This is a genomic window from Chryseobacterium glaciei (assembly GCF_001648155.1).
GTDB lineage: Bacteria > Bacteroidota > Bacteroidia > Flavobacteriales > Weeksellaceae > Chryseobacterium > Chryseobacterium glaciei.
The window spans coordinates 3,298,077-3,325,053 of sequence record NZ_CP015199.1 but is presented as its reverse complement, the minus strand read 5'-3'; the positions used below and the strand labels follow the sequence as shown (position 1 = coordinate 3,325,053).

25 protein-coding genes are annotated in these 26,977 nt (G+C 33.7%); 8 read left to right on the top strand and 17 right to left on the bottom strand.

Translation table 11 applies throughout. From position 1 onward, the window contains the following. The first annotated feature begins 2 nt into the window (after positions 1 to 2). Positions 3 to 1,232 carry an ABC transporter permease gene (locus A0O34_RS14905; RefSeq protein WP_066756069.1) on the top strand — a complete coding sequence of 410 codons (1,230 nt, stop codon included), beginning with the start codon at positions 3 to 5 and terminating at the stop codon, positions 1,230 to 1,232. Positions 1,233 to 1,684: 452 nt separating this feature from the next. Continuing rightward, the gene (locus A0O34_RS14900; RefSeq protein ID WP_066756066.1) at positions 1,685 to 2,668 is read left to right on the top strand and encodes a PLP-dependent cysteine synthase family protein; all 984 of its coding nucleotides are present in this window, start codon (positions 1,685 to 1,687) and stop codon (positions 2,666 to 2,668) included. A gap of 52 nt (positions 2,669 to 2,720) precedes the next feature. Here the strand turns inward: A0O34_RS14900 and A0O34_RS14895 are convergent, their stop codons facing one another. The 3 genes from A0O34_RS14895 to A0O34_RS14885 form a co-directional block, all read right to left on the bottom strand. After that, positions 2,721 to 3,248, bottom strand: coding sequence for a hypothetical protein (locus tag A0O34_RS14895; protein ID WP_066756063.1), 528 nt, complete (start codon positions 3,246 to 3,248; stop codon positions 2,721 to 2,723). An 89-nt stretch (positions 3,249 to 3,337) separates the two neighbouring features. Continuing rightward, positions 3,338 to 3,640: a chaperone modulator CbpM gene (locus A0O34_RS14890; RefSeq protein ID WP_066756060.1), complete on the bottom strand. Its 303-nt coding sequence runs from the start codon at positions 3,638 to 3,640 to the stop codon at positions 3,338 to 3,340. Positions 3,641 to 3,643: 3 nt separating this feature from the next. After that, complete coding sequence (locus A0O34_RS14885; protein ID WP_066756052.1) at positions 3,644 to 4,549, bottom strand: DnaJ C-terminal domain-containing protein; 906 nt, start codon at positions 4,547 to 4,549, stop codon at positions 3,644 to 3,646. Positions 4,550 to 4,642: 93 nt separating this feature from the next. On the opposite strand from A0O34_RS14885, the gene A0O34_RS14880 reads away from it, so the two are divergent. Beyond that, positions 4,643 to 5,857, top strand: coding sequence for a dicarboxylate/amino acid:cation symporter (locus tag A0O34_RS14880; protein WP_066756049.1), 1,215 nt, complete (start codon positions 4,643 to 4,645; stop codon positions 5,855 to 5,857). An 88-nt stretch (positions 5,858 to 5,945) separates the two neighbouring features. Here the strand turns inward: A0O34_RS14880 and A0O34_RS14875 are convergent, their stop codons facing one another. Then, positions 5,946 to 6,329 carry a DUF779 domain-containing protein gene (locus A0O34_RS14875; protein WP_066756046.1) on the bottom strand — a complete coding sequence of 128 codons (384 nt, stop codon included), beginning with the start codon at positions 6,327 to 6,329 and terminating at the stop codon, positions 5,946 to 5,948. A 411-nt stretch (positions 6,330 to 6,740) separates the two neighbouring features. Then, the gene (locus tag A0O34_RS14870) at positions 6,741 to 8,270 is read right to left on the bottom strand and encodes an aldehyde dehydrogenase family protein (protein ID WP_066756043.1); all 1,530 of its coding nucleotides are present in this window, start codon (positions 8,268 to 8,270) and stop codon (positions 6,741 to 6,743) included. A 180-nt stretch (positions 8,271 to 8,450) separates the two neighbouring features. On the opposite strand from A0O34_RS14870, the gene A0O34_RS14865 reads away from it, so the two are divergent. Both A0O34_RS14865 and A0O34_RS14860 read left to right on the top strand, forming a co-directional pair. Further along, the gene (locus tag A0O34_RS14865) at positions 8,451 to 9,374 is read left to right on the top strand and encodes an AraC family transcriptional regulator (RefSeq protein WP_066756040.1); all 924 of its coding nucleotides are present in this window, start codon (positions 8,451 to 8,453) and stop codon (positions 9,372 to 9,374) included. A gap of 56 nt (positions 9,375 to 9,430) precedes the next feature. Next, positions 9,431 to 10,378 carry an alpha/beta hydrolase gene (locus tag A0O34_RS14860; RefSeq protein WP_157886032.1) on the top strand — a complete coding sequence of 316 codons (948 nt, stop codon included), beginning with the start codon at positions 9,431 to 9,433 and terminating at the stop codon, positions 10,376 to 10,378. A gap of 142 nt (positions 10,379 to 10,520) precedes the next feature. On the opposite strand, the gene A0O34_RS14855 is transcribed toward A0O34_RS14860, so the two are convergent. The 9 genes from A0O34_RS14855 to A0O34_RS14815 form a co-directional block, all read right to left on the bottom strand. Then, positions 10,521 to 12,002 carry a RagB/SusD family nutrient uptake outer membrane protein gene (locus A0O34_RS14855; protein ID WP_066756037.1) on the bottom strand — a complete coding sequence of 494 codons (1,482 nt, stop codon included), beginning with the start codon at positions 12,000 to 12,002 and terminating at the stop codon, positions 10,521 to 10,523. Between the two features lie 17 nt (positions 12,003 to 12,019). Then, positions 12,020 to 14,833, bottom strand: coding sequence for a SusC/RagA family TonB-linked outer membrane protein (locus tag A0O34_RS14850; RefSeq protein ID WP_157886031.1), 2,814 nt, complete (start codon positions 14,831 to 14,833; stop codon positions 12,020 to 12,022). A 476-nt stretch (positions 14,834 to 15,309) separates the two neighbouring features. Continuing rightward, positions 15,310 to 16,638, bottom strand: coding sequence for a hydroxymethylglutaryl-CoA synthase family protein (locus A0O34_RS14845; protein WP_066756032.1), 1,329 nt, complete (start codon positions 16,636 to 16,638; stop codon positions 15,310 to 15,312). Between the two features lie 140 nt (positions 16,639 to 16,778). After that, complete coding sequence (locus A0O34_RS14840; protein ID WP_066756029.1) at positions 16,779 to 19,289, bottom strand: M1 family metallopeptidase; 2,511 nt, start codon at positions 19,287 to 19,289, stop codon at positions 16,779 to 16,781. 13 nt (positions 19,290 to 19,302) lie between these two features. Then, positions 19,303 to 19,533 carry a hypothetical protein gene (locus A0O34_RS14835; RefSeq protein WP_066756026.1) on the bottom strand — a complete coding sequence of 77 codons (231 nt, stop codon included), beginning with the start codon at positions 19,531 to 19,533 and terminating at the stop codon, positions 19,303 to 19,305. A 69-nt stretch (positions 19,534 to 19,602) separates the two neighbouring features. After that, entirely contained in the window at positions 19,603 to 19,896 is a 294-nt protein-coding gene (locus A0O34_RS14830) for a hypothetical protein (RefSeq protein WP_066756024.1), read from the bottom strand. Next, entirely contained in the window at positions 19,893 to 20,135 is a 243-nt protein-coding gene (locus A0O34_RS14825) for a hypothetical protein (RefSeq protein WP_066756022.1), read from the bottom strand. Before A0O34_RS14825 ends, A0O34_RS14830 begins: the two co-directional genes overlap by 4 nt. A 56-nt stretch (positions 20,136 to 20,191) precedes the next feature. Continuing rightward, positions 20,192 to 20,986 carry a thymidylate synthase gene (locus tag A0O34_RS14820; RefSeq protein WP_066756019.1) on the bottom strand — a complete coding sequence of 265 codons (795 nt, stop codon included), beginning with the start codon at positions 20,984 to 20,986 and terminating at the stop codon, positions 20,192 to 20,194. A gap of 4 nt (positions 20,987 to 20,990) precedes the next feature. After that, complete coding sequence (locus A0O34_RS14815; RefSeq protein ID WP_066756017.1) at positions 20,991 to 21,395, bottom strand: helix-turn-helix domain-containing protein; 405 nt, start codon at positions 21,393 to 21,395, stop codon at positions 20,991 to 20,993. A 173-nt stretch (positions 21,396 to 21,568) separates the two neighbouring features. Between A0O34_RS14815 and A0O34_RS14810 the strand changes: the two genes are divergently transcribed. The 3 genes from A0O34_RS14810 (at position 21,569) to A0O34_RS14800 (ending at position 22,978) form a co-directional block, all read left to right on the top strand. Beyond that, complete coding sequence (locus A0O34_RS14810; RefSeq protein ID WP_066756015.1) at positions 21,569 to 21,784, top strand: hypothetical protein; 216 nt, start codon at positions 21,569 to 21,571, stop codon at positions 21,782 to 21,784. Between the two features lie 71 nt (positions 21,785 to 21,855). Continuing rightward, positions 21,856 to 22,638: a GLPGLI family protein gene (locus A0O34_RS14805; protein ID WP_066756013.1), complete on the top strand. Its 783-nt coding sequence runs from the start codon at positions 21,856 to 21,858 to the stop codon at positions 22,636 to 22,638. Positions 22,639 to 22,657: 19 nt separating this feature from the next. Next, the gene (locus A0O34_RS14800) at positions 22,658 to 22,978 is read left to right on the top strand and encodes a hypothetical protein (RefSeq protein ID WP_066756011.1); all 321 of its coding nucleotides are present in this window, start codon (positions 22,658 to 22,660) and stop codon (positions 22,976 to 22,978) included. A gap of 524 nt (positions 22,979 to 23,502) precedes the next feature. On the opposite strand, the gene A0O34_RS14795 is transcribed toward A0O34_RS14800, so the two are convergent. The 3 genes from A0O34_RS14795 to A0O34_RS14785 all read right to left on the bottom strand — a co-directional run bounded on the left by A0O34_RS14795 (position 23,503) and on the right by A0O34_RS14785 (position 26,813). Next, positions 23,503 to 24,636 carry a hypothetical protein gene (locus tag A0O34_RS14795; protein ID WP_066756008.1) on the bottom strand — a complete coding sequence of 378 codons (1,134 nt, stop codon included), beginning with the start codon at positions 24,634 to 24,636 and terminating at the stop codon, positions 23,503 to 23,505. Positions 24,637 to 24,886: 250 nt separating this feature from the next. Next, positions 24,887 to 25,327, bottom strand: coding sequence for a GreA/GreB family elongation factor (locus tag A0O34_RS14790; RefSeq protein ID WP_066756004.1), 441 nt, complete (start codon positions 25,325 to 25,327; stop codon positions 24,887 to 24,889). Positions 25,328 to 25,463: 136 nt separating this feature from the next. After that, on the bottom strand, positions 25,464 to 26,813 hold the full coding sequence (locus A0O34_RS14785; protein ID WP_066756001.1) for an alpha-amylase family glycosyl hydrolase: 1,350 nt from the start codon (positions 26,811 to 26,813) through the stop codon (positions 25,464 to 25,466). Positions 26,814 to 26,977: the final 164 nt, after the last annotated feature.

Sequence of the window (26,977 nt, the reverse complement as noted above, 5' to 3'; positions counted from 1 at the left end):
GCTTGAAATTTCCTTTATATTTCTCTAGAAAAATAGCGTTTTCCAAAGATAACAAAAATAACCTTTCAAGGGTTATCATCTTCATAGGCAGACTTTCTGTGGCTTTAGGAATTATCGTTTCACTGATCACGGTTTCCACAGGTTTCGGGTCAAAAAAAGCGATTAAAGAAAGACTGGCGGATTTCAGCGGACATATTACGGTAAAATCTACTCGTTCAAACTCTTCCTACAACACTTCCGTTCTCGATAATCAGGGGTTGGATATTCCAAAAATAAAAGAAATTCCTGACGTAGAAACCGTTCAGAAATATGCAATGACTACAGGAATTATGCGTAATGAGCATAACTTTGCAGGAATTATTTTTAAAGGTGTTGGAAAGGATTTTGACAGTTTAAGATTCAAAAAATTCCTTGTTGCAGGAACGACTCCAAAAATTACAGAAATAGGCTACAATAATGGCGTTACTATTTCTCAAAAAATAGCAAATGATCTTCATCTAAAGGTTAAAGACAGCATTGTTACGATATTTTCGAAAGCAGATCAGAAGCCTATTTACAGAAAATTTGAAGTAGTCGGTATTTATAAAACCGATATCAAAATGATTGATGAACAGTTCGTTATTGGTGGAATCAATCATGTGAGAAAGATTCAGGATATGAAGCCTAATGAAATTGGCGGAATCGATATTTTCCTGAAAAATGTAAATGATATCGACAGTGATTTCCCCGAAATAGAAAAGTTAATCGGCTACAAAAACTACGCAGAAAAAGCAACTGAAAAATTCCCGCAAATCACAGATTGGATCAGTATTTTTGACACTAATATTGCATTGATCATCGTCATTATGCTGGTTGTAGTTGTCATTAATATTATCATGGTTCTTTTGATTCTGATTATTGAAAGAACGAATTCCATCGGTTTACTTAAAACATTAGGAGCAAGCAATTCTCAGATCAGAGCAACTTTCATTAATTATACTTTGATCATCATGATTCCCGGACTTTTATATGGAAATATTATTGGTCTTGGATTGATATTATTACAGAAATTTTTTGGAATTATTAAATTGAATCCAGAGAATTATTACGTGAGTACCGTTCCTGTAGACTTAAATCCTATCGCGATTATTTCAATTTCAGTTGGAATTTTAATCATTTCCGGATTGGCATTGATTATTCCAAGTTATTTGATTAGTAAAATTTCTCCTGTTAAAGCTATTAAGTATAATTAAAGGGTGAATTGTCAATTTAGCTTCGCTAGTTAATTGTGAATTTTACAAACTTCATGTAAAATTTACTGATGACAAATTATTAATTTATTTTTTACATAAAGTTTGTCGTTTTGATTTATGGTGTGGATCTGATTGTTAAGCCTTGTCAAGGTTTAGAACCTTGACAAGGCTGTGGCTGTAGAATAAACGACAAATATCCTAGCCCTGATTGGAGCATTTGTTTGAGCTCATTTTTTGTGTTTCGGCGGCAATGCCGCCGAAACACAAAAAATAGCGAGTGCGAAAAGCAGGAAATAGCTTCTAAAATAAATAATTGTAAATACTGAATTATAAATTTTTCTGGTTTAGTTTTAAATTTACAATTCACTATTGAGAATTCACTTAATAATATTCAAATCGTAATCGTTAATTATCTGAAAGCTGTATCTTTGCACCGCATATAAAAAACATTTATGAAATACGCAAAAAACATCCTTGAAACTATCGGAAATACGCCACTTGTAAAGCTTAATAAGGTTTTGGGTGAAGATTTTCCTGCATTAGTTTTGGCAAAGGTTGAGACCTTCAATCCCGGGAATTCTGTGAAAGATAGAATGGCTCTGAAAATGATTGAAGATGCAGAGAAAGACGGGAGATTAAAACCCGGAGGGACCATTATTGAAGGGACTTCTGGAAATACAGGGATGGGATTGGCTCTTGCAGCAATCATCAAAGGTTACAAATGTATTTTTGTAACAAACGCTAAACAATCAAAAGAAAAATGTGATATTCTTCGTGCTGTAGGTGCTGAAGTAATCGTTTGTCCAACAGACGTTAAGCCTACAGATCCGCGTTCTTACTACTCGGTTTCCAAGAGATTAGCAACTGAAACAGAAAACGGATGGTACGTTAATCAATACGATAATTTATCCAACAGAACTGCTCATTACGAGTCTACTGCACCTGAAATCTGGGAACAGACTGACGGACAATTAACTCACTTTGTAGCAGGAGCCGGAACAGGAGGTACCGTTACAGGTTGTGGAACTTTCTTTAAAGAGAGAAATCCTAACATTAAAGTGATTGGTGTTGATACTTATGGTTCTATTTTGAAGGAATTCCATGAGACGGGTGAATTGCATTACGATCACGCTTACACATACATCACAGAAGGAATTGGTGAAGATATCATTCCTGAAAACTACGATATGTCTGTAATTGATCATTTCGAAAAAGTAACTGATAAAGACGGAGCAATCTATGCTAGAAAATTAGCTAAAGAAGAAGGAATTTTCTGTGGATATTCTGCGGGAAGCGCAATTGCTTCTTTGATTCAGATGAAAGATCAGTTTACAAAAGATGATGTTATTGTTGTTCTTCTTCACGATCACGGTTCAAGATATGTAGGGAAAATCTACAACGACGAATGGATGAAAGAAATGGGTTGGTTGGATTAATCAATTTTCATTATAAAAATAAAAATCAGAGTAAAAGTTTACTCTGATTTTTTTATTGTTTGATATTTTTCTTAAATACTTGCTTCAATAAGCTGTACTCTTTTTCGCTCATTGATTTTCGTGGAAACATATAATTGAATTTGCCTTCCAGAGAAATAAATTCGTTATTCGATTCAAAATACTTAAAATCTTCCCATTTACTTAATTCTTCCTGATGATTAAGATTGACGTTAAAAATTTCATCATTAAACCTCAATTCATATATTTTAGAGTCTTCCAATGATTTTAAATATCTGTTAACCTGTTTTTTCCATTTTGAAACTTTGTTGATGCTTAAAGAAAGATAAACCGCACAAAGCAGAAATAAAAAGCTTACAAAATATAAAATCCCAAATTTTTCTTTGCTTAAATCATCTTTAAAACAAAATAAAATCATCAAAATCAATCCTACGACAATGGTTGTAACTGTTTTCCCTTTAGTGGTCTGTGAAAAAAATAAACTTCCTTGATTACCATTGAAATAAATTTCTTCAAAATCCTGTCTTTTAGGTTTTAATACAATAACCTTTTCTTCATTCATAATTAATTTGATCTAATATTTACAAAGATAAGATTTTCATCCTATCCTGAATTAAATTGTTCCTTCGGAACTCCTTAAATATTGACAAATTATCCGTCTTCATATTTACTGCTTATTCCGGAAAGTTTGATCATTAATTCACGATTTTTCCGTTTTAAATCTTCCATTTTATTTAACATATCATGAATGACCTCTAAACCCGGCAGATTAATTTCCAGATCATAATGCCAATTGGTAAATCTTTCGAAAACCGGCAGATCTTCATACATCAGGTAACGTATTTCATTCTCAGTCTGAATAGTCAACAATCCAGAATCTACCAATTCGTCAAAAAAAGTGATCTCAATATTGTATATTTTTACGAGCTCTTCTCGCGATATTCTTTCACTCATAGCCTAGGAATTTTTAAGTTGTTCAAAAAGTTCTTTTTGCTTTTCTGTAAGATCTGTCGGTAATTTTACTTCATAAGTCACAAACAAATCACCAAATTGTCCCTCTTTTTTGTACACAGGAAAACCTTTTCCTTTCAATCTCACCGTAGTTCCGCTTTGCGTTTCGGATTTTACTTTAAGGTTGACACTTCCATCCAACGTATTTACTTTTACGTCGCCACCTAAAACTGCTGTGTACAAGTCAATCGGAATCTTTGTTTTCAAATCATCACCAATCCTTTCAAAATCAGCATCAGCAGAAATATTGAAAGTGATATATAAATCCCCACTCGGGCCACCATTTGCTCCAGGATTTCCGTGACCTTTTAACTTAATTTGCTGTCCGTCATAAACACCTGCAGGAATCGTAATTCTTACTTTTTTACCATTAATATCAAAAGTTTGCGGGTGCGTTGTTGCGGCGTCTCTTAAATTTAAATTCAGTTCTGCATGAACATCCTGACCTTTAAATTTCCCTGATGCACTTCCTCTGGAACTTCTTCCAAAACCACCTCCTTCTCCGCCAAACATACTTTGGAAAAAGTCTGAAAAGTCTTCGCCTTCGCCAAAATCAGCACCGGAAAATCCGCCACTGTAATTTCCACCTTGACTTTGCTGTTGCTGAGCTTTTCCGTATTCTTCACCATGTTTCCAATTTTCTCCGTATTTATCATACTTCGTACGATTTTCAGGATTGCTGAGAACCTCATTGGCTTCGTTCAGCTCTTTGAATTTTTTCTCAGCTTCTTTGTCGTTGGGATTGAGATCAGGATGGAGTTTTCTTGCCTGTTTTCGGTACGCTTTCTTAATATCATCCTGCGTTGCGCTTTTATCTACGCCTAAAATTTTATAGTAATCTATATAAGCCATAAAAACGATTATTTACTCAAATTTACCAAAATTATGCCTGAAAATAATATAACGGAATGTTAAAAATAAAACTATCTTTGATAAAAAACCTGCATGAAAGAAGTATTTAAAAACTACTCAGGAATTATACTTTTACTCCTCGGGATCACTGTTGGAAGCATTATTGGAATCGTTGCTCCCAATTTTGTTGAGTATATAAAACCTTTGGGAGATATTTTCCTGAATCTTCTTTTTGTAAGTGTAGTTCCGTTGGTGTTTTTTGCAGTTTCTAATTCGATCGCTTCCTTAGAACAGCAATCGAAGTTTGGAAAAATCATGCTGACGATGGTTTTTACTTTTCTATTTTTCATTTTAACAGCAGCAGTTTTTACCATTTGTGTTGTTTACCTATTCCCTGTTTCCGGAGTTTCGGGAAGTAAGGAAATTGTGGAAGAAGCCACTAATAGAGACAGTTGGGGAAATAGAATTGTCGGCTTCTTTACCGTGGGAGAATTTACTCAGCTTTTTTCAAGACAAAATATGTTGGCTCTTTTGATCTTTGCCTTCATGACAGGGTTTGCAGCCAGAAAAGCTGGAGAACAAGGACAACCATTCAGAGTTTTTCTTGCTTCCGGATATGAAGTGATGAAGGAGTTACTTTTATTGATTATGAAAGTAGCACCGATTGGTTTAGGAGCTTATTTTGCCTACCAGGTCGCAACTTTAGGACCTCAGCTTTTCGGATTTTACGCTAAACCTTTAGGTCTTTATTATATTGCAGGAATCGTTTATTTCTTAGTATTTTTTTCACTGTATGCTTTTATGGCGAATGGACAAAATGGAGTGAAAAGTTTCTGGAAAAATGCAATTTATCCGACCCTAACAGCTTTAAGTACATGCAGTAGTTTTGCAACAATGCCTGCCAATTTACAGGCTGCCTCTAAAATTGGTATTCCAAGTTCTATTGCGAATCTTGTGATTCCGATCGGGACGACTTTGCATAAAAACGGTTCCTCGATGTCTTCAATTATTAAAATTTATGTTGCTTTCTTAATTATAGGAAGAGATTTTTTTGATCCGATGAATCTACTTTTAGCATTAGGAATTACTGTTTTTGTAAGTATCGTTGCAGGCGGAATTCCGAACGGAGGATATATTGGAGAAATGCTGATGATCTCTGTTTATAAATTGCCTCAGGAAGCCATTCCTGCTGTGATGATTATTGGGACATTGGTTGATCCTTTGGCGACGGTTTTAAATGCAGTTGGACAAGTAGTGGCTTCGATGTTTGTTAATCGGTTGTCAAGACTTGATATTTTGTTTGTTTAAACACAAATTACACGAATGTTTTTTCACTAATTTTAACACCAATATCTTTGAATCTGCAAGAGATTTTAACCACAGATTTTCACAGATTTCATTCACTGCGTTTTACAGGTTCTAGGTTTTCGAATTCCTCTGGAGTGAAAAGTTTGTATTCTATTTTAAACGTTTTTCCTAAAGGTGTTTCTAAAGAAAATCCGCCTGGCCCGAAACCGTCTACAACATCCAATGTAAAATGAGAATATTTCCAGTATTCAAATAAATCGCGGTCGATCCAGAATTCGTGACTATTGATGGTTCCGATCATTGCATCATTCATTCTAGGGAAGAATCCTCCTTTTTCGAAACACTGGGGCTGAGTTCCTTCGCAACATCCTCCGGCTTGGTAGAACATGAGTTCGCCATATTTTCTTTCTAACTCCCAGATTACTTCTAATGCTTTTTCTGTGACTGAGACTCTGGATATGTTGGTTTGCATTTTTTTGATTTTTGTATGTATAAATTATAATAGTTTCGTTTAAAAATGTCTTTGTCCTTCCGTAAGAGCCTAGACTCTTCTATTAATACTGTTTTCCAAGTTTTGTTTAGATCTCTACGAGATGATAAAGGCGTTGTAACATTTTTACGCTATTTTTTGAGTTAGTTCCTAGTTTGATAAAAAACTCATCATAACACATTATCTATCAGCAATATATAATTAAAACACTGCTGTTAATTTCTTTCCCCACACAATTGATACGTCGCACTTCGCGTGAGGGATAGGAAGGGCGGCGAAGAATGAGCCGGTGCGGAGCGAAGCGGAGCACCGAAACGAAGTGGAGCCCTGAATAGCCCGACCGTTTTGCCTCGGCCTAAGCTGAGGCAAACGGGCACGCCCTAATATTTAAAATTAAAAGAAACCTAGTTTGTTTTTGTTGTAAGAAATCAACATATTTTTGGTCTGACGGTAGTGATCTAACATCATTTTGTGGTTTTCGCGACCGATTCCTGACTGCTTATATCCCCCGAAAGGCGCTCCAGCAGGGTAAGAGTGATATTGATTAACCCAAACTCTACCCGCTTGGATCTGGCGCGGAACGTTGTATAACTGATGTGCATCTCTCGTCCAAACTCCTGCTCCAAGACCATAAATCGTATCGTTAGCGATTTTGATTCCTTCTTCTTCATCTTTGAAAGTTGTGAACGCCAAAACAGGTCCGAAAATTTCTTCTTGGAAAATTCTCATTCTGTTGTTTCCTTTGAAGATCGTTGGCTGGATGTAATATCCGTTTTCAAGACCTTCGCCAACATGATTCACTTCACCTCCGACAAGAACCTCAGCACCTTCTTCTTTTCCTAATTTGATGTAAGAAAGGATTTTATCTTTTTGAATCTGAGATGCCTGAGCCCCCATCATCACCGTTTTATCAAGAGGATTTCCGACTTTGATGGCTTTTACTCTTTCGATCACTTTTGCGATGAATGCATCTGCAATGTCTTCCTGAACCAATAATCTCGAAGGACAAGTACAGATTTCGCCCTGATTTAAAGCAAAAAGAACCGCACCTTCGATTGCTTTATCTAAAAACGCATCGTCCGCATCCATCACCGAACTAAAGAAAACGTTTGGAGATTTCCCTCCCAATTCTAATGTCACAGGAATAATATTTTCTGTTGCATACTGCATCACCAAACGGCCTGTTGCCGTAGAACCTGTGAATGCTGCTTTATTCACTTTTGGATTCGTAACCAACGCTCTTCCCAATTCTGCCCCGAAACCGTTAACGATGTTTACTACTCCATTTGGAAGTAAATCTCCGATGATTTCCATTAAAACCATGATAGAAATTGGGGTGCTTTCTGCCGGTTTTAGAACTACACAGTTTCCTGCTGCTAAAGCCGGGGCAAGTTTCCAGATTGCCATTAATAAAGGAAAATTCCATGGAATGATTTGAGCGATTACTCCAAGTGGCTCATGAACGATCAATGAAACCGTATCTTTATCTAATTCGTTGTGAGAACCTTCATCTGCTCTGATCACCGAAGCAAAATATCTGAAATGATCGATTGCCAAAGGTAAATCTGCTGCCAAAGTTTCTCTAACTGCTTTTCCGTTGTCAATGGTTTCAACCGTTGCTAAATATTCAAGATTTTCCTCGATCCTGTCGGCAATTTTGTTTAAAATAATACTTCTTTGCGTTGAAGAAGTATCTTTCCAAGTCTGAAATGCTTTTTCCGCTGCGTTGACAGCCAATTCCAAATCTTCTCTAGATGAATGTGCTGCCTGCGTGAAATTTTTCCCGTTAACCGGAGAAACTACGTCAAAATATTGACCATTGACAGGAGCTGTAAATTTTCCGTCGATGTAATTATCGTATTTGCTTTTGAATTCAGGCCACTGTAAAGTTGTCCCTGGTTGTTGTTCTGTAATAGTGCTCATATTAGTATAATTTTAATTTTTCTGTTCAACCAAATTACACTTACCTAGCACAAACGCATAGCATAATCCTACAAAAAAACATCAAAATAGTGCAGATGGCTAATTTTATAGTTTTATTAACAACTGCATAGCGTTTAAATTTCTATATTTGATAGAAGAGGCAATAAAAAATGTTTAGAAATGAATGATAATAAATTTTTATTAAATACTCCTGAATTAAAAAAGGAAAATCAGCTTTTAAACTTAATTGAAAATCAGACAAAATTCAATCTAAATAATTGTGAATTCAGTATCTACGAAACCCATAAAACCGCTTTTGATGTAAAACTTCATTTTGAAAATATTGCTTTTACCGCCATGCTTCGAGGAAAAAAATATATGAAACTGGACAATAAAACCAATTATTTCGATTATTTTCCTGGAGAAAGTATTTTAGTAGCACCTGGAGAAACAATGGTTATAGATTTCCCCGAAGCCGATGAAATTCCATCACAATGCATTTCTTTAAGCCTTAACCCTGAGTTTATCGAAAATTCTTTAAATCATTTAAATTATCATTTACCAAAAGTTGATGAAACTTCACAATGGAATATTCAACTTGATGAGTATTTTCTGTTTAATAATAAATCTCTTGCTTCTGCGACTAACAATATCATGAGAATCGCCATGGATGACAATTCTGAAAAGGATATTATGGCTGATTTTGCTTTGAAAGAATTATTGATTAGACTGATGCAAACCCAAGCAAGAAGTATGGTAGAAAAAAATATTGCTAAAAATAAGTCAAGAATTGGTTTTGCTGTGGATTATATTAAAAATAATCTTCATCAGAAATTATCAATCGACAGCATTGCTAAGTTGGCCTACGTAAGCAAATCGAATTTCTTTAAAATGTTTAAAGATGAATTGGGAACTTCTCCGAATGAATTTATTTTACAGGAAAGAATTAATAGAGCAAAAGAATTATTGGCGAGTCAGAACAGCATTAAAGAAACTGCCTATCAAACAGGATTTTCAGACACCAATTATTTCACCCGAGTATTCAAACAATTGGTAGGAATTACTCCGAAAAGTTTTCAGAACAATACTACATTTAATGAATAAAATTTGCATATTTTTTGCAATACCTCGTCCAGGATAGCATAAGTTATTCGTTTATTATGATGAGAGTATTTATTATCATTACTGCTTTATTATTTTCTACCTGCACATCAATAAGTGCACAAATTAAGGGGCAAAAATTCAGTATTCAGAGTAATTTAGAACAAATTGATTTATGGCCATCTCATATGCCGAATGCGGGAGGTAATCGAAGTTCGGAGCTCATTAGCGATAAAGGATCTGTGAGGAATGTTTCCACCCCAAGACTGATCGTTCATCAATCTCAACATCCTAATGGAACTGCAATTTTAGTTATCAGTGGCGGCGGATATGCTCATATTGAACTAGGAAAAGAAAGTACTCCAACTGCTAATTGGTTACAATCTGAAGGAGTGACGGCATTTGAACTCATTTACCGTTTACCTCAGGAAAATTGGAAAAGTACTGATGTTCCTTTTGAGGATGCTCAACGTGCTATTCGCATGATTCGCAATCTGTCAAAGCAGTACGGTATTGATCAAAATAAAATCGGAGTACTCGGATTTTCCGCAGGAGGACATTTGGCAGGTATAACCTCTACTCTTTTTGATAAAAAGTTTTATAAACCTGTTGATAAAATAGATTCCATATCTGCGAAACCGGATTTTGAAGGACTTATTTACCCCGTGATCTCAATGCTTTCTCCTAATAATAAAACGCACGCCCAAAAAAGCATTTTGGGAACTCAGCCAACAACCAAACAAGAGATTGCTTTTTCTGTGGAAAGGCAGGTTAATAAAAATACTCCCCCCACATTTTTAGCACAAGCTTTGGATGACCCTATTTCTCCTGTAGATAATAGTTATCTGATGGATAAAGCTTTAAAAAATGCAAATATTCCTGTTGAAATGCATATTTTCCAAACGGGAGGACATGGCTGGGGCTTAGGTAAAAAAGGGAGTGAAGTGTCTGCTTGGCCCGGACTTTTCAAAACATGGGTGCAGAAGAGCGGTTTCTGGAAAAATTGAAAATACAGCTTAAACAAATCAAAAAAAACGAGACTATAAAAATATAGCCTCGTAAAATTACTCTTAACTTAAGATTAATTACTTATTATTCTTATTAAACCTTGATCTTCAAGTGAATATTGAATGATTAATTTATTTAGTTTTAATACCCAGGGTTCTGAACTAAGTTTGGATTTAGATTAATCGCATCCTGCGGAATCGGCAATACAAATCTGAAGTTATTTGCTGGCAAAGTTTTCAATGCACCAGTAGGAGCATCTCCGCCACCTCCGCTAACAGATGAACCATAATCTGATCTAACAACTGATTGTCCTAATCTTTTTATTGTCCAGAATCGGTCGTTCTCAAATGCCAATTCTAATCTTCTTTCGTAATAGATTGCATTTAATAAAGCTGTTCCGGTTTCTGTTCCTGGTACATAAGATGCATATCTCTGAGCTCTTAAGGTATTAAGTACTTGAAGAGCTTTAGTTTGATTTGGAGCTGCAGATTTCATATAAGCTTCTGCAACATTAAGATAAACCTCGGCAGATCTTAATAATTTAATATCTACTACCTGAGCAGGAGGCGCAGGAGAACCAGCTCTTGTTCTATACTTAATTACATGATTGTAAAGTGTCGTTATATAATTAAATGTAAGAACATATGCTTCCTTTCTAATATCAGTAGAACCGTACTTTGTAAATAAATCATAATTTACGTTATATTCTGAACGAATACCTGCCGGATTTACAGAGTTTTGATTATAAGCAACTCCAACATTTATGTTATCATTACTAACATTTGCATTTAATATTGTAAATAATTCTCCATCATCAGATGCGTCTTTCCAAACATCTACAAAATTACCACTTGCTCCTACTGATGTACTTGCTAGAATACACTGTTCCCCATATTGTATTGCTTTATCATAATCTCCTTTATATAAATAGACTCTGGATAAAAAACCTAAAACCGAAGTTTTGTTTAGCCTTCCGATTGTCCCATTAACTGTATTAATTTTCGCCAATGCATCCTGTAAATCTGCAATGATCTTATCATATGTAATCATTACTGTAGCATCTCTTGACGGCTTAATACCTGGATCAAAAGTAGTTACGTATGCTATTCCCAAAGATGAAGATGCATCACTACTTTGTGTAGGTATTTTCGCATATGCTCTTACCAAATCAAAATGTGCAATTGCTCTAACTGCCTTTGCTTCAGCTTCAATATTCTTCATATAGTCTGTATATGGAACTTTATTTAGATTATCTAAAACAATATTTGCTCTGGAAATTACAAAATATGCAGATGAATACAATGAGGTAACCGCTGGAGTAATTGGACTATAAGACCATTCATAAGCCGCTTTATTCGTCTGCCTTCCTTGGGTATTTAAAATAAGATTGTCGGCCAATACATCTCCCAAAATAATAGAGCTTCCTGTATCACCATTATAATATGTCGGGCTTTTAAAAGCATCATAAGCTCCATCTAAAACTAATCTATAGTTAGCTTCTGTTGTAAAGATGATTTCTGGTGCATCCTGACTATTAGGAAGAATATCAAACCTTTCATCGCTGCATTGTAATGAAAGAAAAGATGCAAGTGATAATAATGATATATTGATTATTTTTTTCATAAGTTTTAATATGTGTTTTAAAATTCTACTTCAATTCCAAATAAATATGTTTTTACCGCAGGATAGCTATATAATGCAAATGCACCATTTATAAATGTTTGCCCACCTCCTGTTTGGCTTTCTCCTGAACCGATTGATATTTCCGGATCTCCTTCAAATTTTGTCCAAGTAGCTAAGTTCTGCCCCGATAATGAAACTCTAATTTTGTTTACAGGGAATGATTCACCCAATATTCTTTTGTCCAATGTATATCCTATACTTACATTTCTTAATCTGATGTAAGATGCATCTTGGAGGAATCTGTCGGTAGTCTGTAGTCCTGTACTTCCCCCAGGAGCATTGGAAGTATTGTTAGGTCTTGGTAATACATTTGTCTGCCCTGGTGTTGTCCAATAATTAATAGCATCAGATCTCATATTATTTGTAGCTCCATTAGGATAGCTCAACATACCGAGTGCCATATAATTGTAAGTATAATTACCTGATTTATAAGTAAAATCAGCTTGTAAATCAAATCCTTTATAAGATAAAGTAGTACCAAAACCTCCAAATAATTTTGGAAGTGGTGATTTACCTTGTAATAAAACAGCATCATTAGAACTATATACCTCTGTAGTTCCTCCATTTTTAGTATAATATATTTCATTCCCATTGTCAGGATTAATACCTGCGCTCCTTACTAGATAGAATGAAAACGGTTCTTCACCTTCTTTCAGCTGATTTATTGCTCCGACAGTTCTTTCTGTTTCGCCATTCCTTAGTTTAACAAGTTTATAACTCATCAAACTTGTATTGGCTCTGATGCTCCAATTAAAGCCTGCAGATTTTATGATATCTGCTGATAAGCTCAATTCAAGTCCTTTATTTTTTAAATCACCTGCATTAATATTAGTGGCATATGCTCCTCCTTCTGAGCCAAAATTAGGAACAGTAAATATGAAATCCTTTTTTTGATCAATAAAATAATCTACAGTTCCTCTTACTCTATTATTTAGAAATCCAAATTCAGCTCCATAGTTTTGTGATTTTGTGACTTCCCACTTTAGATCTGGATTTCCATAAATTATATTAGGAGCAATAGTAGGAAAAGAACCATAACTACTTCCGGACATTAATGTGTTATTTAAATTAAGGTCAATATTATTGTATCCTCTGGTACCAATGGATGCCCTTAGTTTTAATAGTGATAAAATGGTATTATCCTTCAAAAATTCTTCATTAGTAACATTCCAAGCACCACTTACTGACCAGAATGGTTCAGACAGTACATTATTTTTTCCAAATCTAGAATCTTTATCTTGTCTTACAGATGCCGTTAAAATATACTTTTTAGCAAAATCATAAGTTAAAAAAGCTCCGTAAGAAAACGTCCTGTAAAGTTCATCATAACCCTTAACTTCAAAAGGGGTTGATGCATTATCCAGCTCATTTAATGTTGGCGACGACAAGTTTCTACCTGTTGCACTAATATAATCATTCCGGAATTCTGTATATTCTACCAAACCTAATAAATCAATACTATGGCTACCAAATGTTTTTGTATAATTTAATGTATTAGAATTTGTATATCTGAAACGATTTTGATTTTGCTCTACAACACTTCCATTTATTCCTAAAGATCTATCTAAAAATGATCCTCTTAGAACCTTTCTATTCCACCTTATGTTATTAAAATATCCTCCTAATTGAGTTTTAAAATTCAATCCTGTTAAAATTTTATATTGGGCGAAAATATTCCCATCAAAAATTAAAGAATTATTTCGTTCAGGATTATTTTTAAGAGCTTCTAAAATAGGGAAACCTCTTTTCGTAGAATTATAACTTCCATCAGCGTTAAAAACAGGTTCATATGGATTATAAGAATACATTGCTCTAAAAGGATTCTGCTCATTATTTCTGTCCCTTATATCCTGAGACATACTATAATTAACACCAGTAGAAACTCCAAAGCTCATTCTATCTGTTGGAGTCGCTTCATACTTCATTCTCCCTGTATATCTTTTGTAAGCATGAATATTTTGCACAATGCCGTTATCAGAATCATATCCTAATGAAAATGTATATTTAGATTTTTCGTTTCCTCCTCTAATCCCCACTTGGTAAGACTCAATTGCTGATCTTCTTAAAATATCTTTTTGCCAATCATGATCTAAAGCCAGAGCTGCAGATACATTGGAATCTGTCCATGCGCTGTATCCGCTAATACCGAGAGCATACATTTTTTTCTCGTAATCAATTTTCTCAGCAGAATTCATCATTCTGAAATTAATATCTTTAATTTTCTCAGAGAATCCAATTCGAGAGCTTAAAGTGATAACAGGCCTTCCTGATTTTCCGCTTTTTGTCGTTAAAACAATAACTCCATTTGCTCCCTGCGAACCATAAATAGCTGCTGCAGCTGCATCTTTCAGTATAGAAATATTTTCATAATCACTAGGATTAATAGAGTTGAAAACATCCTGTGCTCTCTGATCATTTCCAACAACAAAACCATCAATAACAAACAATGGATTTGAAGCACCAACTTTTGTAGTAACATTCCCTAATCCTCGAATATTAATCGCTGATCCTGAACCAGGTTTACCATTCAGTGCCGAAATATCTACACCAGCAGCTTTTCCCTGTAAAGCATTAGATCCCATTGTTGAAGAAGAGAAATTAGACAAAGCTTTTCCAGAGACAACAGTGATCGCGGAAGTAACCTCATCTTTGCTTTTCTTCTGATACCCTGTAACTACAACTTCATCAATACTTGCTTCCTTTATTGAATCATTCGTTTTTTTTTGAGCACTTACAACCTGTCCTGTAAAAAACAAAACAGCTGTTGTCATAATGCATAATTTCACATTCATGTTTTTTTATTTAGTATTTTTAAGAAAGCAAATTTGTTAATAAATACTAACAAATACAATGTGAAAAAACTGAATTACAATAACTTAAAATTTATTAAAATTCTTAAACAACGATCAAATCTCAGTAATTAACTGTTCTATTATTCATAATAGCTTAAAAATATCTTCATTGAAAAATATATTTAACTAATTTTTTTTATTTTCACTTTTTTTTCACTACAATCATAAATATCACTTCTGGTTATATGATATTTATTAAAAAATATCTTTTCAAGTAAAAAATTAATTAAATCATAAGTTGGGATTTGTTAATAAAAAATGATGGTATCTAATATTTCGAAAATAAAACACACTATTTTTAAAAATTTCATAATTTTTGACTAAAATTGTTAAAATCAAAACATAAAAAACCACCTCATGAAGAAGTGGCAGTTGAATTTTATGATAATTAATTCTTATTTCTGATGGTGATAATACCTCGCTCCTTTTAAAACAGGGTTTTCTAATTCCACAGAATTTAGTCCAAATCCTTTGTAATTTTCATTAACAGATTCTTCTAATTGCTTTCTATGTAACTTTTCATAGGTTTCAAAATCAATAGATGTTCTATTTTTAAGATTTTCAAATAAATCCCATTTTGAAACAACCGTTTTCCAGTTTTCAGATACTTTTCCTACGAAAACTTTAGATTTTGATCCGCTTCCGTAACCTAAAAATCCTATTTCTAAACCTTTTAGTTCTTCATTTTCATTAAAAGAAGTCTGCAATGCTGAAAGTAACGCCATAAAAATTGAAGCGGTGTACATATTTCCGATCTCGGAGGATGCACGTTGCGATTTTTCTATTGTATCATTAATAAACTGAATATAATTTTCAGATTTTGCCACTGCTTTTTGTTCCTCTGGTGTTTCATATGCAAGTCCATTTTCCAAACTGTAAATTTCAGTGAAAACTCTTTTACCGTGGAAGGCATAAGGAAGATGGAAAATCAGATATTTCCAATTTTCATAAGGCTTATTTTTGCCTGTAATTTCTTTATAATGATTATAAGCTTCTCTTATTCTGTCCTGATAACATTGGTTAGAATATTGTCCATCAAAAACCGGTTCATCCGTGAAAATTTCAATTTTATCTGGAAAAGTTTCTAAAGCATTTGTTAAATCTTCTTTTTTATATTGACGTCTTGGTTTAAAAAAATCCAACACACTTTCTGTGGCTACTCCCCAATTATTTTCAATTTCTAAAAGATCGGGTTTTGAGGAAATCAATAAAGAAACTGCGCCACCGCCCTGCGTATATTCGCCTGAAGAAGCTAATTCGTATTTAGCATAATCACTGGCAATGACGATTGCTTTTTTATCAGGATTAACTCTTACAAAGTCTAAAGAATTATGCAAAGCATCTACTGCTCCGACACAAGCGAAAGTCATATCCACAACGTCACAGTTTCTAAAACATCTTTCTCCAAATTCACTTTCCAACACCTTTTCAACCATTTGCATTGCATAAGAAGCGGTTGGTTTTGCAGCATCCAAAGCGCTTTCTGTACCCAAATAAATTCTGGCAATATCTTTTGGATTAATCGTATAATCCTTTACTAATTTTAATAAAGCTTCTGCTGCGAAAGTAGCTGCATCTTCATGAACATCCGGAAATCCCATTTTATGTAGCCCTAATCCCTTTTCCAATTTTGTGGGTTCAATTCCTCTTTTTTCTGCTAAATCTTTAATTTCCAAATATAAAGACGGTACATAATAGCTAGCTGCCTCGATTCCAAAAGTCATAATTCTGTAATTTTAATACTAAATTATAAAAGATAATTCAAAAAAACGGTTGTTATTCACCTATTTTTTATCATTAATTACAATTTAAAATAAAAAAGCATCCCAAAATGAGATGCTTTACAATTTATATTTTGCTTTTATTATTTAAAATCTTCGATCGCTTTATTTAGAGCATCAATTTGAGGATTGATACTTGAAGCCTTTTGAGGATTTTGTTTTAACAATTCCATTTTTTTGCTCAAACCATCTTTCAACATCTGAGAAATCATCATTTTTGCCTGTGGATTATCTCCCATTTGGCTTTTTGCGTGTCCAATCATTTTAGTAATGCTTTCAGTTGCTTTTAGATTGTCAGAAGACATGATCCAATTGAATCCTTCTTCGGCAGATTTTCCCAACTCCGGATTTTGAAATTTAACAAAAGGATAAAATGCAGCAATCGGAGCAATATTAGCCATCTGAGAAGTCACTTTATTCTTAACAACAATCGGTAACATTTGCGTCAAAAGATCTTCTGAAGCACCGCTTAAATCAATTTTATCAGCCAAAGAAGCCATTCTTGATGGGTCAATTGCCGAAATAGCTCCCAACGAATTTCCTCTCACAGCATTAGAAACAGCATTCACTCCTTTTTCAAAAATCGGAAAGTATTTTTTATCCTTAGTTTTCGCTAAAGCAGCAATAGCAGCAGCCTGAGTTAAGGTTTTCGGATCGTTTGATGCTATTTTTTCAACATCAGCCCCTAACGTTTTCATTTGTTCAGGATTGTTTAAATCCATCAATTCTAACGCTTTATTTCTCACTCTAAAATAAGGATCTTTTATCCCCGCAGCCAATAATTTTGTTGCTACAGGATTTTTTCCAACCTGATCTTTAATCCCGTTCAAAGCAGCATATCTGTTTTTGAATTCTTTTGAATTTGTGAACTGCATTAAATATTGCTCAGGAGTTTTTGTATCCGTAATATCTGCCACTAAAACGCCATCCGCATTGATATTAATTAAATCCGGAGTTTTTGAAACATCAAAATTGAATGTATTTTTTGCCTCAGCATTTACCCAAACATTATATCTTTTCGGCTTACCGTTATCATACACATCAATTGCCAAAGGAAATTCAAAAGGCTGATCCTGAGTTTGATTGATTGTTACTGTAACTTGTTTTTTAACAGGTTCAAAAGTAGATGAATAGTTTAATTTCGGGTTTCCGCTTCCGAAATACCACTGATTGAAGAACCAATTCAGGTCTTTTCCTGAAACTTTTTCGAATGATAATCTTAGCTGATGTGCTTCTGCGTTTTGATATTCATTGGTTTTTAAATAATCATTCATTCCCGCAAAGAAAGCATCGTCACCAAGATAATTTCTTAACATATGAAGAATTCCGCCCCCTTTTTGATAAGTCACCAAATCGAAAACATCTTCACGAGATTCATAATTAAATCTCACCAAGTTTTTCTTGAAATCAGAAGGATTGTGGATATATCTGTTAACATCTTCCAATTGATGGTAATCGGCTTGATCTTTTCCATACTTATATTCATTCCAAAGGTATTCGGAATAGTTGGCAAAAGATTCATTTACCGTAAGATTACTCCAACTTTCTGCAGTCACCAAATCTCCAAACCAATGGTGAAATAATTCGTGGGCGATTGTGTCTTCCCAAGAATTTTCATCAATTAATTGTCCTGGTTTTTGCAGAATATCACTTCCGTGAAGAGTCGCGGTCGTGTTTTCCATCGCTCCACTTACATAATCTCTTCCTGAAATTTGTGCATATTTTGCCCAAGGATAATCGTAGCCCATTTTTTTCGAGAAAAATTCGATCATTTCTGGAGTATTTCCGTAGATCTGTTTTGCGTACGGCTCATATTCCTTTTCAATATAATAATCTACAGGAATATTTTTCCATTTGTCTTTAACGATCGCATATTCACCCACTCCCATGAAGAAAAGGTAAGTTGAATGTCTCTTATCCATCATCCAATGATCGGTTCTCAGTCCGTTAGATTCTTTTTGAGAATCTTTCATAATTCCGTTTGAAAGCGTCACATATTTATCCGGAACCGTCATGTAAATTTCCTGAGTAGACTTTTGATTTGGTTTATCAATTGTGGGGAACCAAGCAGAAGAAGATTCTGTTTCTCCCTGCGTCCAGATCTGAGTTGGCATATCAGGATCTTTTCCTTGTGGATTAATGAAATACAAACCTTTTGCATCATTAATTGCCGCGCTTCCCTCCTGTTTCACCTCATTCGGGCGAGACGTATATTTAATGTAAACTGTATAATCCTGATTTTTCTGATAGGTCTTATCTAAGCTAATCTTTAAAACATCATTTTTATAGTCATATTTTAAAGAAGATTTTTTACCGTTGATATCTAAAGCTACCTCGTGAATCAACATTCCTTTTGCATCAAGCGTCAATTCGTTGGTAGGATAAAAATAAGGTGAAGCCGTTAGCCATTCTTCCCCGTTCATTTGTTCCTTCTGATAATCGAAATTTACTTTTAGCTTGGTGTGTTTCAGTTCCGTTACTTTGGTATGAGTCGCTCTGTACACCTTTTCTCTGCCCGAAGTTTCGGTTTGTGCCGATACATTTGCGGAAAAGAAAATTCCAAGTATAGCAATCGATAAAATGGCCTTTTTCATCTTTATTTATTAATTATTTTTTAGAATTATTTTTTGTTAAAATATCGAATATATCATTAACTACTGTTTCGTAATCTCCTTTTTTAAACTGTTCTTTCGTTTTATTAAAAGCTTTTTTCAGTTCGCTTTCCGGGTTTTCATCATCAATGATTTCTATTGAATCCACTCCTTTTACCTGAAATAAAAGTTCTTTCAGCTTTTCAGCATCTGCGTTTTCCTCAATATTGATTTTTAGATATTTCATATTTGATAAGTGTAAAATTTGCTTTGAAAGTTACAAAAAAAGTGAAGTTTATAGGCTTCACTTTAATTTCTATTCTTTATTAAGAAGATCTTTTAATTGTAATGGATCTTTTTTGCAGTGCCAAAATAGTTTAATAACGATTTCGTCTGTTTTGATTTCATAAAATAGCTTAACTTGTTTCTTACCAATAAGCGTAAATTTTATATTTGGAGACTTTTCTAAAGACTGATGTTTTATAATGCCATCAATCATTGTTTGTCTAAATTTCCTAACAGCAATTTCTTTTGCAGTCCATTTCGCTTGTAGAAAATCTATAATTTCATCCAGCGAAATTCTCGCAGTCTCTGAAATTGTTATTTTCATTTTTTATTAAATATTTCATTTAATAAATCATCTGTCAGCTCCTGAATTTTTCCGCTTTTATAATCATTCTCACTTTGCTCCATCACCTTTCCAAAATGCTCTGAGTCTTCAAGCTCATTCCAGGAATAAGTCTTTTCATCCTCAGAAATTTCAATCGTATTAATACCTTTTATCTGGGATAAAAGTTTTTTGATGAAAGCAACATCTGCATATTCGTCTAAACTTATTTTAATTTCCATACATTTTGAATTTAAATCAAAGTTAATGAAATAATTACAAAATTATTTTAGCAAAATTAAATCGCAACAGGCGCTTTAATTCCCGGATGCGGATCATAATTTTCTAATGTAAAATCTTCAAAATTAAAATCAAAAATATCTTTAATTTCCGGGTTTAATTTCATTGTCGGAAGAGGTCTTGTTTCTCTTGAAAGCTGTCTGTTTACCTGCTCAAAATGATTATTGTAAATGTGAACATCTCCGAAACTATGAACATAATCCCCAATTTCAAGATCACAAACCTGCGCAACCATCATTAATAACAATGCATAACTCGCAATATTAAAAGGAACTCCCAAGAAAACATCTGCGCTTCTCTGATAGAGTTGCAGTGATAATTTTCCATCCGCCACATAAAATTGAAATAAAGCGTGACAAGGTGCCAGAGCCATATTTGGAATTTCTGCAACATTCCATGCAGAGACTATCAATCTTCTAGAGTCTGGATTTTTTTTAATCTGATCGATAACGTCTGTAATCTGATCTACAATTTTTCCGTCTGCACCGTTCCAGCTTCTCCACTGAGCACCATAAACAGGCCCCAAGTCGCCGTTTTCATTTGCCCATTCATCCCAAATGCTTACTCCATTATCATTTAAATATTTAACATTGGTATCGCCTTTTAAGAACCAAAGAAGTTCGTAAATAATAGACTTCAAATGCACTTTTTTAGTTGTCACCAAAGGAAAGCCTTTCGAAAGATCATATCTCAGTTGATATCCGAAAACACTTCTGGTTCCGGTACCCGTTCTATCGGTTTTATCGGTTCCGTTGTCTAAAATATGTTGTAAAAGGTCTAAGTAATTTTGCATAACGTTATTTTTTTAGTGCACTTTTCAATGCTTCATTTTCCTGCTTCAAGTGGTTTATCATCATATCTTTTTGCTTGAGAAGTTCTGTATATAAGTTTTTTATCTCAGCTAAAGTTTCTTTACTTTCTGTATAGAAATTCTCTACATTTCCAATACCACTTCCAGTTGCATGTTCTCCGTTATTGATATTAAAAATATTTCCTTTATCAATTTCTAATAAATCTAATATCTCTTCTACTTTGATATCTAAAGCTTCCGGCAAAAGTTTCAATTTATCTATTTCTAAATTTCTCTTTCCTGCCTCAACTCTTCCGTATGTTGTAACATCCATTCCCAGCATATCTGCAACCTCTTGTTTGGAAAGCTTCTTTGCTGTGCGGGTTGTTAATAATTTATCTGAAAGTTTCATTTTTTTTTATTACAAATATAGTTTTTTACTTACTCCTAAAAAAATCTATTGCGGTCATATATTTTCTAAAGACTATTTTAAAAATATTCAAAATTGATAAAAAATTATTCACATCTGAATGATGTACCAATCCCTAACTTATATATATTTGCAATACATAAAAAATAAAAATTATGAAAAAAACATTATTACTAGGCGCGTTTTTATTAGCAGGAATAGTAAGCGCATTCCCTTTTAGAACTTCTTGCGGAAAAGTATTACAAGTTAGTAATAGCTATGCTCAGAATATGAGTCAAGATGGATTAACTGATTATTTAACTGCTTTAAATGGTGTAACATGCCCTCAACATGCCGGTTCTGCTATTATCACTGTAGTTTACAGCCACTAAAAAAAAATTAAAAAGGCAATGTAAGAAACCGCCAATCGTGGCGGTTTCTTTATCATGAACAAATGTTTACAATGAAAAAGATTATACTACTCATTCACTTATTAATAATCACATCTGTATTTTCTCAGAAAAAATTTGATGTAGTTTATGAAGCAGATTACGAATTGAAATACAAACTTTCCACTGACAGTGATTTCAAGAAAACAACAACCTTTGCACTACTTATTAATGAATCTTCTTCATTTTTCAAGAATATGAACAAATATATTTCTGATTCCCTTGAAGTAGAAAAAAAGAGAATCCCACTTGAGGAAGCTATGAAATATGCAACTGATTTTCGGGAAACTATTGGTACCACTTCTTCTAAATTGTATGTAACAACTGTAATTAGCGTAATTAATAATTACTCTTACGAAGAACCTAACAACATTAATTGGAAAGTCAAAAATGAATTTAAAACAGTCTTAGGATTCAAATGCCAAAAAGCGGAAACTACCAAATATGGCAGAACATGGACAGCTTGGTTCACAACTGATATTCCTTTTCAATACGGACCATATAAATTTAATGGCTTACCAGGTCTCATCACTGAATTGTATGATACTAAAGATGATTATCACTATAAGCTTTACACTTTCAGAAAAAGAAAATATACCTGCAAATCTGCTTACACATTCACCGATGTTAAAAAAACAACAAAGGAAAAAGTATGGGAAGCTTTTAAAAACAGATCTGCAAGCATGATGAGATTACATGAGCAAATGCTCGAAGATAAAGATGATATTGAAATGATAAGACGGAATACAATGAAATCAGAAAAAACATTCAACCCTATTGAGCTCAGTATTTATTAATTTAAATAAAAAAACAAATATGAAATTCTTAGTTATTATTATTCTAATTTTATCAACATCATATAGCTGTAACAAAAAATTATCTCAGCCAATTATTGCTACTAATTCAAGTTATGAGGATGATCGACGTCTGTTAAATATCTCATATGCTATTGAGAAAGAAAATCAACAGACAATAGTATTGGTTAATAATAAAGAATATCCATTTAAAAAATTTAAGCAACTGCTTAAAAAGGATAAAATCACTACCTTTAAAATTATCAAAGACAAAAAAGAAATTGAGCAATTAAATTATCTGTATGATAAAACGAAGATGATAATTATAGCAACGAAAAAATAATATCAAAACCATCCCTTAAACCTTAATTTTAGGGATGATTTATTATCCGGATAGGTCTTTTATTCATTCTTCTCCCCATTTTAATATCCGGACTGTCACTTTACTGTTTTAGAGTGGTTCAGAAATATCCCAACACATTATTTTAATGGTCTGGATATGTAATTTACTTGTAAATATAGGTTCGACAACCTCTAAGAAGCTTCAAATAACCCTGAAAAGGCATTAAGTAGCAGCAATTTTCCTATTAAGTAACTTATCTGGATATATTCGGAACCACATCGGATGAGTTCACAACCCCGTTCACATATTGCAATGCTCTTTTCTCTTATTTCCTTTTCAATATTGTTATTATAAGATACAGTGAGCAGAAAATTAATTAGTTACTAAATGATATGATATAACCTCGTTTTTATATAAAATATAAACCCCGATTCAAATTAACCCGAGGTTTACTTTTCAAAACACTTTACGGGTTATTACCCTTGGTTATTAGTGTTTTATAAAATATTTAAACTCTTTAATTCTTATTGAGCAGCGCCTAAACAGAAATTTAGGAAAGTTAATTTATTATCTGATGAAGTTCTACTGATTACGATCTCATCAAACCAAACTCCACCTATATTAAAAATTATACTACTATCCGTGGGCGAACCAATAGAAGGGGAAAGACAAGTTACAGAATTTGTCCCAATACTAAAGCTGGAATTACAAGTTCCTACATTTGATACTGTTATAGTAGGTGATACTACTATACCATCTCTTTTTAGTGTAAAAGTTATACGATGATTTGCAACTGCACCCTTTTCAACTATTTTGAGATTGCTTACTTTTCGATTAAAATTAAATTTCAAAGAAGAGCTTCCATAAAATGCAAATGATTTTGAGCTTTGAGTAATTCCACAGCTGGCAAGTGAATTATATCCTGGATTTAAACTATTATTATAGGTTGCAGTAACCGACAGCCCATTCACAGTTCCGCTAGTAGAACTAACACCGGAAGGTAATTCAAGACCGTTACATGTATTTGTAAGATCGGGATTAGGCGGTATCGTACTACTACCTACCGTTCTCTCCAATATACAAGCCTGACCACCGATGTTAATTGCGAAACTTGCAGTTCCTGGACTTGATGGAGTTCCCGTAATGGTATAAGTAAGGGATCCGTTTCCGTTAGCAAAATTTCCCGCGTTCAGCGTAGCCGTTAATCCTGTTATTCCTGTAGAAGTTACGTTTTGTGCTGCATAAGAACCTCCATCACCTCCTGTATAAGGTATTACAGATGATACACCGCTTGCCGGGCTACCGCTTGTAAGTGTACCATTATTTGTAGCACCAGCACAGTTTAATCTGGTGATTGTTCCAGTAGAAGAAGAACCATTAGTCTCACTAAGACAATTACTCCAAACATTAGTCCCTTTGTAAAGCCTTACACAATCTAGTGTGCTGTCATACATAATTGTCCCAGGAACTACGCTTCCTCCTAAAGGATTGATAAGGTTGTTGGCATTGGCATTGGTAGGTAAAATCAATCCCATATTATTAGTGGTTGGTTTATTGATATCCAAAGCACCTCTAGGATTAGGTGTACCTATACCAACCTGTGAGAAAATTAATTGTGAGTATAGAACAATAATAAAAGATAAAATGTTTTTTTTCATTACTTAATATTTTAATAAGCAACAAATAGATGGAAAACTAAATAATATTCCAAAAAAGCACTATACTATCTATATACCATTACAATATAATCAACTGATTTTCAGATGAAAAAAAGTATAAACAGCAGTTTTTCAATTCCAAATTAATCTTAATTCTCTATTAAATAGTAGTATAATAGTATACTTAATGATGTATATATTTCATTTATTTTTTATTTCACATTAAGATGATATTTGTTTTTTTTGAGTTTCACCAAACATTCTCAATCGCTTGATGGATGGTATTTATAGAAAATGTTTCTCCCGTTTTCTTGCCAAACATAGCTTTCACTAAAGGTGATTCTGCAGAAACAGTCATAATTTTTTGATCATCAAAAACAATTTCTCCCAGCGATACCGAAATGTAAAACAATCCTTTATCTGTTTTTACCAACGCTCCGTTTTGAACTTTCATTGATGGTTCATCTGTGATTTTCTGGATAATACTTTGTTGATTTAAAGTTTCATTCAATTGTCTTTGAAGATTATTGATCTCCTGCTGCAACATTTCTCTTCCTGTTTCGTATTTATCTCCCATTGAACTTTTCGTGTCGTTACTTGAAGCACGGGTTTCAGCAATCAGGGTTTCAAAGTTTTGAATTTTTTCTGAGATCTTTGTTTTTATGATGTTTAAAATTTCTTCTTTATTCATTGTAAGGTTTGGCTAAAGCTTTTTCGTTTGAATTAAAAAGCGGGCTAAAGCCCGCTCGTATTGATAATAATCAAATTATTTATTTTAAATATAAGAATATTTTAAATTTTCAACCAAATTTAAATGGTTTAAAAATTCATTTTTCAAATACAACATAATCTGAGACTTTGAAATTGAAATCTTTCCCATTGTTGAAGTCTCTTTTTGTTCCGTCAAAAACATTTTTGAAGCTTCCTGAAAGATTTTCATCCTCAATAATGAAATTTACAGGTTCTTTTGACATATTTAAAACTACCAAGACCTCATCTTTTCCATTTTTTCTAATGTAGGCTAAAATTTTATCGTTGGCCGTCGTGTTTAAAAGATGAGTTCCAATATTTGGATCCCCTCCTCTTAATGCAGGATTTGATGATTTTAAACTTAATAAAGTTTTATAAAAATCTGAGACCTGGTACGTATTTGTCCATTTTATAACATCTTTTTCAAAGAACTCCAATCTTTTTATATTGGGAAGTTCCTGACCGGAATATAATAATGGAACGCCATTCCATGTTGCAGAAAATACAGCCATTGGTTTTGTAATTACTCCATATTTTTCGTATTCTGTTCCGTTCCATGAATTTTCGTCGTGATTTGTTGTAAACCAAGCTCTCATGGAAGAATCTCCAATATTTGAATATTTTACCAACAGATCTTTCAAATCCTGCAAAGGCAAGTTTTTATTGTAATAATCGGCAGATTTGTGCATCCAAGACCAAGAATAACTTACATCGAAAACTTTTCCGTATTCGGGAGTTTCTAGTTCATCAAATTCGCCTAACCAGAAAAGTGGCTTTACAGTTTCAACTTCAGGACGAGCCTGCTGCCAGAAATCTACTTCTACCCAAGAAGCCAAGTCACATCTAAAACCATCGATATTGGTTTCTTTTACCCAAAATTTCATAGCATCGATCATTGCTTTGCGCATTTCCGGATTTTTATAATCTAATTCGATAATATCATCCATCCCGGATGCGATGTGAAATTTCCCGTCCGGATCTTTTAAATAAAATTCTGGGTGTGTTTTTGTCCAGACATGATCCCAACCGGTATGGTTTGCAACCCAATCTATGATAACTTCGAATCCCAATCTGTGAGCTTCGTTCACCATGTGTTTGAAATCATTAAGCGTTCCAAATTCAGGATTGATGGAAGTGTAATCTGATGCTGCGTACGGACTTCCCAAACTTCCTTTTTTCTTTTCCTGAGCAATCGGAGTGATCGGCATGAACCAAAGCGTCTTTACTCCCATTGATTTTAAGCGTGGCATTTCTTTTTCGAATGCTTTAAAAGTTCCTTCCTTGGTATATTGTCTGACGTTGACTTCGTAAATATTAGTAGAGTGTTTCCATTCTTTCGGCAAATCCATAGTGTTTTTATTTATATTTTGAGTGGTACAGGAAACAATTCCCAGACCAATTACAGCGAGTAAAAATAATTTTTTCATTAATCAAGTTTTAACAAAAATAATGAATCGCAATGTAAGTGAGTGAATTGTTAATGGTGAATTTTGCTTTGCAAGTAAATTTTTTTGATAAAAATTCTACAAAAATCTAATAAATGAATTGGATTTACTTTTTTTAAACGCAAGGATCGCAATGTTTTTTTTGA

Coding starts and splice junctions, on each gene's coding strand:
- A0O34_RS14855 (WP_066756037.1), bottom strand. CDS start 12,002: ATGAAAAAAATAATCAATATATCATTATTATCACTTGCATCTTTTCTT.
- A0O34_RS14885 (WP_066756052.1), bottom strand. CDS start 4,549: ATGGCTTATATAGATTACTATAAAATTTTAGGCGTAGATAAAAGCGCA.
- A0O34_RS14800 (WP_066756011.1), top strand. CDS start 22,658: ATGAAATTCTTAGTTATTATTATTCTAATTTTATCAACATCATATAGC.
- A0O34_RS14845 (WP_066756032.1), bottom strand. CDS start 16,638: ATGACTTTTGGAATCGAGGCAGCTAGCTATTATGTACCGTCTTTATAT.
- A0O34_RS14785 (WP_066756001.1), bottom strand. CDS start 26,813: ATGAAAAAATTATTTTTACTCGCTGTAATTGGTCTGGGAATTGTTTCC.
- A0O34_RS14890 (WP_066756060.1), bottom strand. CDS start 3,640: ATGAGTGAAAGAATATCGCGAGAAGAGCTCGTAAAAATATACAATATT.
- A0O34_RS14815 (WP_066756017.1), bottom strand. CDS start 21,395: ATGAAACTTTCAGATAAATTATTAACAACCCGCACAGCAAAGAAGCTT.
- A0O34_RS14810 (WP_066756015.1), top strand. CDS start 21,569: ATGAAAAAAACATTATTACTAGGCGCGTTTTTATTAGCAGGAATAGTA.
- A0O34_RS14790 (WP_066756004.1), bottom strand. CDS start 25,327: ATGAATAAAGAAGAAATTTTAAACATCATAAAAACAAAGATCTCAGAA.
- A0O34_RS14835 (WP_066756026.1), bottom strand. CDS start 19,533: ATGAAATATCTAAAAATCAATATTGAGGAAAACGCAGATGCTGAAAAG.
- A0O34_RS14795 (WP_066756008.1), bottom strand. CDS start 24,636: ATGAAAAAAAACATTTTATCTTTTATTATTGTTCTATACTCACAATTA.
- A0O34_RS14860 (WP_157886032.1), top strand. CDS start 9,431: ATGATGAGAGTATTTATTATCATTACTGCTTTATTATTTTCTACCTGC.
- A0O34_RS14820 (WP_066756019.1), bottom strand. CDS start 20,986: ATGCAAAATTACTTAGACCTTTTACAACATATTTTAGACAACGGAACC.
- A0O34_RS14875 (WP_066756046.1), bottom strand. CDS start 6,329: ATGCAAACCAACATATCCAGAGTCTCAGTCACAGAAAAAGCATTAGAA.
- A0O34_RS14895 (WP_066756063.1), bottom strand. CDS start 3,248: ATGAATGAAGAAAAGGTTATTGTATTAAAACCTAAAAGACAGGATTTT.
- A0O34_RS14830 (WP_066756024.1), bottom strand. CDS start 19,896: ATGAAAATAACAATTTCAGAGACTGCGAGAATTTCGCTGGATGAAATT.
- A0O34_RS14805 (WP_066756013.1), top strand. CDS start 21,856: ATGAAAAAGATTATACTACTCATTCACTTATTAATAATCACATCTGTA.
- A0O34_RS14870 (WP_066756043.1), bottom strand. CDS start 8,270: ATGAGCACTATTACAGAACAACAACCAGGGACAACTTTACAGTGGCCT.
- A0O34_RS14865 (WP_066756040.1), top strand. CDS start 8,451: ATGAATGATAATAAATTTTTATTAAATACTCCTGAATTAAAAAAGGAA.
- A0O34_RS14825 (WP_066756022.1), bottom strand. CDS start 20,135: ATGGAAATTAAAATAAGTTTAGACGAATATGCAGATGTTGCTTTCATC.
- A0O34_RS14880 (WP_066756049.1), top strand. CDS start 4,643: ATGAAAGAAGTATTTAAAAACTACTCAGGAATTATACTTTTACTCCTC.
- A0O34_RS14900 (WP_066756066.1), top strand. CDS start 1,685: ATGAAATACGCAAAAAACATCCTTGAAACTATCGGAAATACGCCACTT.
- A0O34_RS14850 (WP_157886031.1), bottom strand. CDS start 14,833: ATGACAACAGCTGTTTTGTTTTTTACAGGACAGGTTGTAAGTGCTCAA.
- A0O34_RS14840 (WP_066756029.1), bottom strand. CDS start 19,289: ATGAAAAAGGCCATTTTATCGATTGCTATACTTGGAATTTTCTTTTCC.